The sequence below is a fragment of the Acinetobacter sp. SWAC5 genome, assembly GCF_003419885.1.
GTDB lineage: Bacteria > Pseudomonadota > Gammaproteobacteria > Pseudomonadales > Moraxellaceae > Acinetobacter > Acinetobacter cumulans.
In genome coordinates, this window is the sequence record NZ_QUWR01000001.1 from 352,064 (window position 1) to 360,192 (window position 8,129).

An 8,129-nucleotide genomic window follows, 5' to 3' on the forward strand; every position below is an offset into this window, starting at 1 on the left:
ATAAATTTTGAGTTCCTTTTATGTCTTTGGAAATCCCAGAAGCACTCGCTAATTTAGAAGCCAATGGCGGTATCTATGCCGTGTGGATGCTGTTGCAGCACTTAGGTTTAGATGCTGAAATTGATCAGCTAATCAATGTGTGTGGTTACGATGCAGAGTATGGAACAAGTTCATTGGGTCTTGCCATTGGCTTAAAAAAGTTTGGCTATCAGGTTCAATTTCATACTGATGAGGACTTAGAGCCAAGCGAAGAAGATCTAAAGGAATTGGCTGTAGCACAGCAAATTCAATTGCCAATTTTACCTGCACTGAGCTATGCAGAAATCCAGCAAGCTTTTGAGCAAAAGCAATATGTGATTGTGTATTACGACACTTTAGAAGGTGAGGGCAATCACTCGTTGGTGTATGCAGTTGATGCCAATGAGATTAGTTTTTTTGACAGTTTTGAAGCAATGCCAGCAGCGTTATTTGAACAACAACGTGCAGTGGAAGGTATTTTTAGACAAGCCATTGTTGTTGATGCTTAATGTAAGAGTGCAAAAAATTACAGCCCATTATGATGGGCTGTATTGCTTATTGCTCAGTATTTTTGCTTTCAGCAAGCTGTGCTTGTTGATCCCAAAAATCAGCTTGTTCTTCATTGGCATCAATACCTAAGCCATTTGCATAGATAAAAGATAAATCGCGCATGGCTTGTACATCGCCTAATTTGGCTGCTTGTTCAACCAGTTCAATAGACTTGCTCACGTCTTTTTCAGTGGCATCACCACGGCGGTAATAGCCTGCTAACTCAAAAATAGCGGCAGCATGTTTATCTTTGCTGGCCTGAGTTAACCAATTAAAACCATATTCAAAGTATTTTTTAGACTCTTCTGGGTCTTCTTCGCGTAATTCTTTAGCATAAACTGTATAGCCTTCACCCAGCCAATACATTGCTTCAGTTAAGCCCAATTGTGCTGCTCTGAGTGCCCATTCTTCAGCCAGATCAATATCGTCTTCATGTTCGCTGTGCATATAGGCTTCGGCTAGCTCAAATTGAGCTTCAGCATTACCAGCAGATGCACGATTAATTAAAGCAATAGGGGGAGTAATACGCTGCGACATAAGGCAACCTCAAAAATAAACCTGCCTAGATTAAAGTGATTGGCGTAGAAAAGCGAATTTTAGCCATAAAAAAAGCGATCCGAAGATCGCTTTTTGAGAAGTGATGCTTAGCTTTCTTGTTGAATGCCAGCAACCAACCAATCTTGTGTAGAACCAGCAGGTTTAACAAAATGCCAAATTTCTGCAAATGGTTGTGGGAGGCTGTTTAAGTCTTCGCTCACAGTACCTGTAAAGCGTACGCTTACAACGTATTGGCCATTTTCAGTTGCAGAATCAGTCACCATTGCATTTAAGTTAGAAAACTCAGCAACGTCTTGATCTTGGTTAGCCATAATGTCTTGATACATTGACTGGTAAAGATCAGGAGTTAAATAACGCTGAATTTCTGAAATATTGCTCGCCGTATTCATAGACTGAATATGGTTAAAGCGTTGGCGTGCAATACGTAAGAATGCTGCAGGCTCAGTACCATCAGGCAACTGACTACCAGAATTCGTGTATGCGCCACCTGCAAAAGGTGCGTTATTTACAGGTGCAGATGGTGTTGAACCGCCCACTGATTGACCAAAAATGTTGGTGTTATCACCGCCACGAGGCGCATTAGGTGCTTGACCAAATGGTGCTGTATTACCAGCACCACCATTGTTAGGTGCGTATGGGTTGTTAGTAGCTAGTTTTTTTTTTGCGCCCATCTTACGGAAAATGAAGAAGGCAACAGCAGCAGCTAGTAAGATCCAAATCCAGCTTGGAAGACCACCTTTTTCTTCTTCAGCTGGTGCAGCAGCTTGCTGCTGAGCTTCCGAAGTTGCATGAGTGTTCTTGTCATCTGCTAATGCATTGGCTGCTACCGCACCAATTGCAGCACCAGCTACACCAGCAGCAACCATACCGCCAACGCCTGGACCAGATTTAGCAGGCGCGGTTGCAGGAGCAACTGGCTGTTGAGCTGGAGTAGCTTGACGAGGCTGTTGGTAAGACTGAGTTGGTGTCGCTTGACGAGACATACCATGGCTTTTACCACCACCAGCACGTTTCGCTTCAGCTGTTAAAGGCGCTACTAATAAAGCAGCCGTTAATAAACCCGCAATCAAACCACGCTGTCGAACTTCCATTGAGTTTTCCTATAAAAAATAAAAAGAAATAGATTCTTCTTATTTATGCAGTCATTTGCGCTGAATTTCAATATCTAAATCGTATTTTTAATTAAAAAATATACAAGCAAACATTACTTGGATTAGCTGAGCTCTTCACTTAAGTTCATTGCCTCTGTTAAAGCTTCGTGTAAACGGGCGACAGAAATGATTTGTACGCCTGCAATCGGTTTTTGTGGCGCATTGCCCCGAGGCACAATAATGTATTTAAATCCATGTTTAATCGCTTCTTTTAAGCGCTCTTGACCATTGGGCACAGGGCGAATTTCACCAGATAACCCGACTTCACCAAAAACAGCTAGCTGTTGTGGTAAGGCCTTACCGCGAATACTGGATGCACAGGCAAGTAGGACTGCTAAATCAGAACCTGTTTCGGTAATTTTTAAGCCACCCACGATGTTTACATAGACATCTTGGCCTGAGGTTTGTACGCCACCATGTCGGTGCATAACAGCAAGGAGCATATTTAAGCGGTTTTGTTCTAAGCCCAAAGCCACGCGACGTGGTTGCCCATGCGCATCATCCACTAAGGCCTGAACCTCCACTAATAGTGGGCGTGTACCTTCACGGCTAATCATCACAATCGAGCCTGGAATGGCTTCGTCATAACGACTTAAAAAAATAGCAGAAGGGTTAGATACTTCGCGTAGGCCTTTATCGGTCATGCCAAACACGCCCAGTTCATTGACCGCTCCAAAACGGTTTTTAACCGCACGAATCATACGAAAGCGAGAGTCTGCTTGTCCTTCAAAATACAATACACAATCGACCATGTGTTCTAATACGCGAGGGCCTGCTAATGAGCCTTCTTTGGTCACGTGACCCACAATAAACAACGCCGTGCCACTATTTTTGGCAAAGCGTGTGAGTAAAGCTGCCGACTCACGAATTTGTGAAACACCGCCAGGTGCAGATTGTAAGGTTTCGGTATACAGCGTTTGAATTGAGTCTAAAATGGCTACAGCAGGACGTTCATGTGCCAGTACTTCGCAAATACGCTCAACACAGGTTTCGGCCATAACCTTTAATTGATCCGTGGGCAAATCGAGTCGATTAGCACGTAGCGCAACTTGAGAAAGTGATTCCTCACCTGTGACATAGAGTGCTGGGCTATTGGCAGATGCCATGTGCGTGGCGGTTTGTAATAAAATGGTAGATTTACCAATACCAGGGTCACCACCAATCAGTACCACTGAACCTGTGACTAAACCGCCACCCAATACACGGTCAAATTCGCCTATGCCAGTTGCCAGACGTGTTTCATTGGACACTGAAATCTTATTGAGTGTGGTAATACTGGCAGCTTGGCCTGCATAACCACCGCCCATTTTCGGCTGTGCGCGATGGCTGACAGCAGGTGCAATGCTGACTTCATTTAAACAATTCCATTCCCCACAATCGCTACATTGGCCTGACCATTTAGGATGGTCTGCACCACATTGTTCGCAACGATAAACACTTTTTGCTTTTGCCATAACCCAAGTCGAAAGCTGTTGTCATTGTGCAAGAGCATAACCATGAATAAGTTGGAACGCTATGGATTCGAATGAAAATTGGCTGTTTCCAGTCAATCTGTGTCGCATAAGTGCTTGCTCATTAGCATGAATTGCATTTCAGGCTCTATAATAGATGCTTAAATTACTCAAAATGGATCACTGCAATGCCAATGCTAATACAACATATCGATGCGATTGCGCGTGAAAAAAAACGTGATGTGCTTTTTTTACATTTTGAAAATTACATTGAAGATAAAGATTTAGAAGACAATGCGCGTAATGTTGTTTTGGCATGGTTAGATGAACATGGAATTGCATATACACCATGTATGGGCATTGAGGATGAAAGTCTCATTGATGGCTATTTAGGAGATGTTTATTTAGAGCTTCCATTTGATGAGCAAGATCCACAATATCAATTGGTGCAACAGCATCTTGAAGATGAAGAGGGTAATATGAAAATTGAAGATGTCTTCTTTTTTGTATTATCGCTGGAAGTGGCTTTAGAAATTGAAGCTGATCGTCAAGAGTCAGCTGACTTAGAAAATCAGTTTGAAGATGAAGACCAAGATTCTACGGCACGTGGTCGTTTAAGTTAAGGTTTACCATTGAGTATTTATTTGGATGCTCATAGACACATTAAAAAAGCCACACAAATGTGTGGCTTTTTGAGTGGTAGACTTTGTTTTAGTACAGTTCACCGTTTTTACGACGTTCAATAAAGTCTTTGGATTCTTTCACAATAATGCCCGAAAGGAGTAACAGTGCGAGACAGTTTGGTGCAGCCATAAGTCCATTAAAGGTATCTGCAAATAACCAAACCAAATCAAGGGTCACGACACAGCCTACAAAGACAGATGCGATATAAATAAGACGATAAATTAAGATGGATTTATCACCCAATAAATAAGTACAGCATTTTTCGCCATAGTAGCTCCAACCTAAAATCGTTGAATAGGCGAAGAAAATAATACCAAAGGTCACCACCCAGCCACCAAAACCTGGTAGGAGTTTGTCAAATACACTAATCGTGAGGACAGCACCTGTTTGATCGCCAAACGAATTGCCAGCCATAATAAAGCCCATGACTAAAACAATACCAGTGATTGAGCACACAACAATTGTATCGAGGAATGTACCCGTCATAGATACAAGACCTTGGCGTGCAGGATGATCAGTTTGTGCGGCAGCTGCTGCAATGGGCGCAGAACCCATACCTGCTTCATTTGAGAATACACCGCGTGCAACACCATAGCGAATTGCAGCACCAATTGCGCCACCTGCGGCCGCTTCACCTGTAAATGCATAAGTAAAGATCAATTTTAGTGCAGGGACAACCAGCTCTAGGTTGTTCACAATAATGATGAGACCGCCTAACACATAGCCTATCGCCATGACAGGAACAATCACCGAAGACGCTTTTGAAATTGATTTAATACCACCTAAAATGACCAAGGCAGAGAAAGCAGTAATGATAATCGCTGTGGTAAGTGTACTAATGCCTAAGCTCTTTTCAACCGCTAATGCCACAGTGTTAGATTGCACGGAACTGCCAATACCAAAGGATGCCAAGGTACCAAACAGCGCAAAAAGTACTGCCAGCCATTTCCATTTAGCGCCTAGTCCACGCTCGATGTAATACATCGGGCCACCAGACATTTCACCTTTTTCATTTTTTATACGAAATTTAACTGCCAATACGCCTTCGCCGTATTTAGTGGCCATACCAAATAGCGCGGTCATCCACATCCAAAATACAGCACCAGGGCCACCAAGTACGCAGGCTGTAGCAACACCTGCAATATTACCCGTACCAATCGTGGCTGAAAGGGCCGTCATGAGTGAGGCAAATTGACTAATATCACCTTCATGTTTTTTGGGATGTTTACCAAAGACTTGTTTGAAAGCCAATGGCAACATACGGAATTGCCAAAATAATAAGCGGAATGTGAGGAACACACCTGTACCGACAATCAGTACGAGCATGTAAGGACCCCAGACTAATCCGCTTAGGGTCTCCATAAAATTTTGTAAGTTTTGCATATTTTTCTTATCCATCCCATCTAGGTTATTTAAGCTTGCATTAAGCAAGTGCTATGCCAGTTAGTCGAAACTTCCAGTGTTTAATTCCTTTTTGAGGCAAGGAGGTTTTTTTATTACTCATGTTTTCAAGTTTTTATATTGATGTATGCGTTGATGTCACTACTTATATTTAGTGTAATATTTATACTTTGTATATAAGAAAAATAAATTAAATACAGCAATTAATCCGAAAATACAGATCAAGCGAAAATAATTTTGTATTTTTTTAATCAATTAAGTTAATTTGTGCCGATTGGACAGCAAAATTGAATCAAGAATGAATCACCAAAATAATAGTTCGCCAGCTGAAAATGGCGATCTGCAACGTAGTCTGTCTAACCGACATCTCCAATTAATTGCAATTGGTGGCGCGATTGGTACGGGCTTATTCATGGGCTCTGGTAAAACAATTAGTTTGGCAGGTCCATCTATACTGGTGATCTATATGATCATTGGTTTCATGGTCTTTTTGGTCATGCGAGCATTAGGTGAACTTTTGTTATCTAACTTGCAGTACAAGTCATTTATTGACTTTGCAACGGATTTGATTGGCCCGTGGGCGGGTTATTTTGTCGGTTGGACCTACTGGCTGTGTTGGATTACGATAGGTATCGCCGATCTTTCTGCAATTATTTACTATTTGCAGTTTTTTAATGGAGGTAACCCATTTTCGCCTGAAGAAGGGGTGCTCATTAGTATTGCCGCCATTGTGTTTATTATGGGGCTAAACTTAGTCACCGTTAAGCTATTTGGTGAGTTAGAGTTTTGGTTTGCACTCATCAAAATTTTAGCCATTGTGGTGCTGATTGGCGTCGGTTTGTGGATGATTTTTACCGGATTTACTTCAACAGCTGGTGAAATTGCTTCATTTACGCACTTATGGTCACATGGTGGATTATTCCCAACAGGGGTCACAGGGTTCTTAGCAGGCTTCCAAATTGCTATTTTTGCATTTGTGGGGGTTGAATTGGTGGGTACGACTGCTGCTGAAACCAAAGATCCTGAGCATAATTTACCTAAAGCGGTTAACTCGATTCCAATCCGTATTATTATTTTCTATGTATTGGCTTTGGTGATCGTGATGTCTGTAACACCTTGGAACAAGATTGATCCAAGCATTTCGCCTTTCGTAAATTTATTTAGCCAAGCGGGTATTGCTGCAGCTGCCATTATTATGAACTTGGTGGTCTTGTCATCGGTGATGTCATCGATGAACAGTGGCGTATTTTCAACTTCGCGTATGTTGTTTGGTTTGTCTCGTGAAGAGCAAGGGCCAAAAGCTTTTGGTAAATTGAATAAACGCGCTGTACCTGCAAATGCATTGTATTTCTCTGCAGTTTGTTTGTTATTGGGTGCTGCACTTCAGTACTTTGTTCCGAATACGGTTGAAGCCTTTACATTGGCAACTACACTTTCAACAGTCTTGTTTATTTGTGTATGGCTGATGATTATCTGGAGCTATATTGTGTACTACAAAACACGTCCAGAGCTTCATGCCAAATCAACATTTAAATTGCCAGGTGGTTTGTATACGTGTTGGTTGGTTATTGCCTTCTTTATCGGCATGATTTATGTATTGTCAATGGAAGCAGACACTATGAAAGCCTTGATGGTGAGCCCAATCTGGTTTGTCATTTTGGTCATTGGTTATTTTGGTTTTTATAAGAAAAAGCAAAAATAAGTTTCTAAGTTAAAAAAACTGTCCACATTGGGCAGTTTTTTTATGACTAAAATTAACCAAGTCATACTTATCGAACCTGAAAAAGACTGAAGAGTAAAAGATCGAATTGTGATGCGAGTCTGATGATTATTTTAAGATTTAAAGACGCTACGCGTTAAGGTTCATTTTAATCGCAGTGCTATTGCTTACAATGCACAGTAAAATTAAAGAAGCATTTGTGCCAAAGCAAAGGCTTTGTTGCACAAAGATGTAAAAATTAAGATTGCCCATATCTACTCAAATTTAAGGCATAACTTGGGTATGTGGTTGACCTAACTCGGTAAATTTATTTAACACGGCTACACGTGCATGGATCTCATTGGTTTGGCTATTAAAGTTCCTTGCACTGAGTTTATCGCCTAATAATTTGATGCAGTGCATCTTGGTTTCCACCAAACTTCGGCGATGATAGCCTGACCATTTTTTCCATAGTATTCTGCCAAACCGTTTAACAGTACGAAGTAATTCATTTCGTTCTAGCGAGCTGACCTTTGTATCTTTCCAAGGTTTCGCATTTTTTCTTGGAGGAATCACCGCATGCGCTTGCCGATCTGCAATGACCTGACGACATTGTTT

The 8,129-nt window shown here is 41.6% G+C and carries 8 protein-coding genes; 3 read left to right on the forward strand and 5 right to left on the reverse strand.

The window, feature by feature from the left end; translation table 11 throughout:
• Positions 1-20: 20 nt before the first annotated feature.
• Positions 21-527, forward strand: a complete 507-nt coding sequence (locus tag DYI81_RS01620; RefSeq protein ID WP_117006515.1) for a peptidase C39 — start codon at positions 21-23, stop codon at positions 525-527.
• Between the two features lie 46 nt (positions 528-573).
• Here the strand turns inward: DYI81_RS01620 and DYI81_RS01625 are convergent, their stop codons facing one another.
• The 3 genes from DYI81_RS01625 to radA form a co-directional block, all read right to left on the reverse strand.
• Positions 574-1,104, reverse strand: a complete 531-nt coding sequence (locus DYI81_RS01625) for a tetratricopeptide repeat protein (RefSeq protein WP_106986417.1) — start codon at positions 1,102-1,104, stop codon at positions 574-576.
• 107 nt (positions 1,105-1,211) lie between these two features.
• Positions 1,212-2,216: a Tim44-like domain-containing protein gene (locus DYI81_RS01630; RefSeq protein WP_117006516.1), complete on the reverse strand. Its 1,005-nt coding sequence runs from the start codon at positions 2,214-2,216 to the stop codon at positions 1,212-1,214.
• 122 nt (positions 2,217-2,338) lie between these two features.
• The gene (radA, locus tag DYI81_RS01635; RefSeq protein WP_117006517.1) at positions 2,339-3,730 is read right to left on the reverse strand and encodes a DNA repair protein RadA; all 1,392 of its coding nucleotides are present in this window, start codon (positions 3,728-3,730) and stop codon (positions 2,339-2,341) included.
• A 185-nt stretch (positions 3,731-3,915) separates the two neighbouring features.
• Between radA and DYI81_RS01640 the strand changes: the two genes are divergently transcribed.
• The gene (locus DYI81_RS01640) at positions 3,916-4,350 is read left to right on the forward strand and encodes a hypothetical protein (protein WP_106986414.1); all 435 of its coding nucleotides are present in this window, start codon (positions 3,916-3,918) and stop codon (positions 4,348-4,350) included.
• Between the two features lie 88 nt (positions 4,351-4,438).
• Here the strand turns inward: DYI81_RS01640 and DYI81_RS01645 are convergent, their stop codons facing one another.
• Complete coding sequence (locus DYI81_RS01645; protein ID WP_106986439.1) at positions 4,439-5,794, reverse strand: sodium:alanine symporter family protein; 1,356 nt, start codon at positions 5,792-5,794, stop codon at positions 4,439-4,441.
• Between the two features lie 316 nt (positions 5,795-6,110).
• Between DYI81_RS01645 and DYI81_RS01650 the strand changes: the two genes are divergently transcribed.
• On the forward strand, positions 6,111-7,514 hold the full coding sequence (locus DYI81_RS01650; RefSeq protein ID WP_117006518.1) for an amino acid permease: 1,404 nt from the start codon (positions 6,111-6,113) through the stop codon (positions 7,512-7,514).
• A gap of 282 nt (positions 7,515-7,796) precedes the next feature.
• Here the strand turns inward: DYI81_RS01650 and DYI81_RS01655 are convergent.
• The coding region (locus DYI81_RS01655) for a transposase (RefSeq protein ID WP_147316025.1) at positions 7,797-8,129 on the reverse strand (333 nt) is incomplete at its 5' end.

Coding starts and splice junctions, on each gene's coding strand:
- DYI81_RS01625 (WP_106986417.1), bottom strand. CDS start 1,104: ATGTCGCAGCGTATTACTCCCCCTATTGCTTTAATTAATCGTGCATCT.
- DYI81_RS01650 (WP_117006518.1), top strand. CDS start 6,111: ATGAATCACCAAAATAATAGTTCGCCAGCTGAAAATGGCGATCTGCAA.
- DYI81_RS01640 (WP_106986414.1), top strand. CDS start 3,916: ATGCCAATGCTAATACAACATATCGATGCGATTGCGCGTGAAAAAAAA.
- DYI81_RS01630 (WP_117006516.1), bottom strand. CDS start 2,216: ATGGAAGTTCGACAGCGTGGTTTGATTGCGGGTTTATTAACGGCTGCT.
- DYI81_RS01620 (WP_117006515.1), top strand. CDS start 21: ATGTCTTTGGAAATCCCAGAAGCACTCGCTAATTTAGAAGCCAATGGC.
- DYI81_RS01645 (WP_106986439.1), bottom strand. CDS start 5,794: ATGCAAAACTTACAAAATTTTATGGAGACCCTAAGCGGATTAGTCTGG.
- radA (WP_117006517.1), bottom strand. CDS start 3,730: ATGGCAAAAGCAAAAAGTGTTTATCGTTGCGAACAATGTGGTGCAGAC.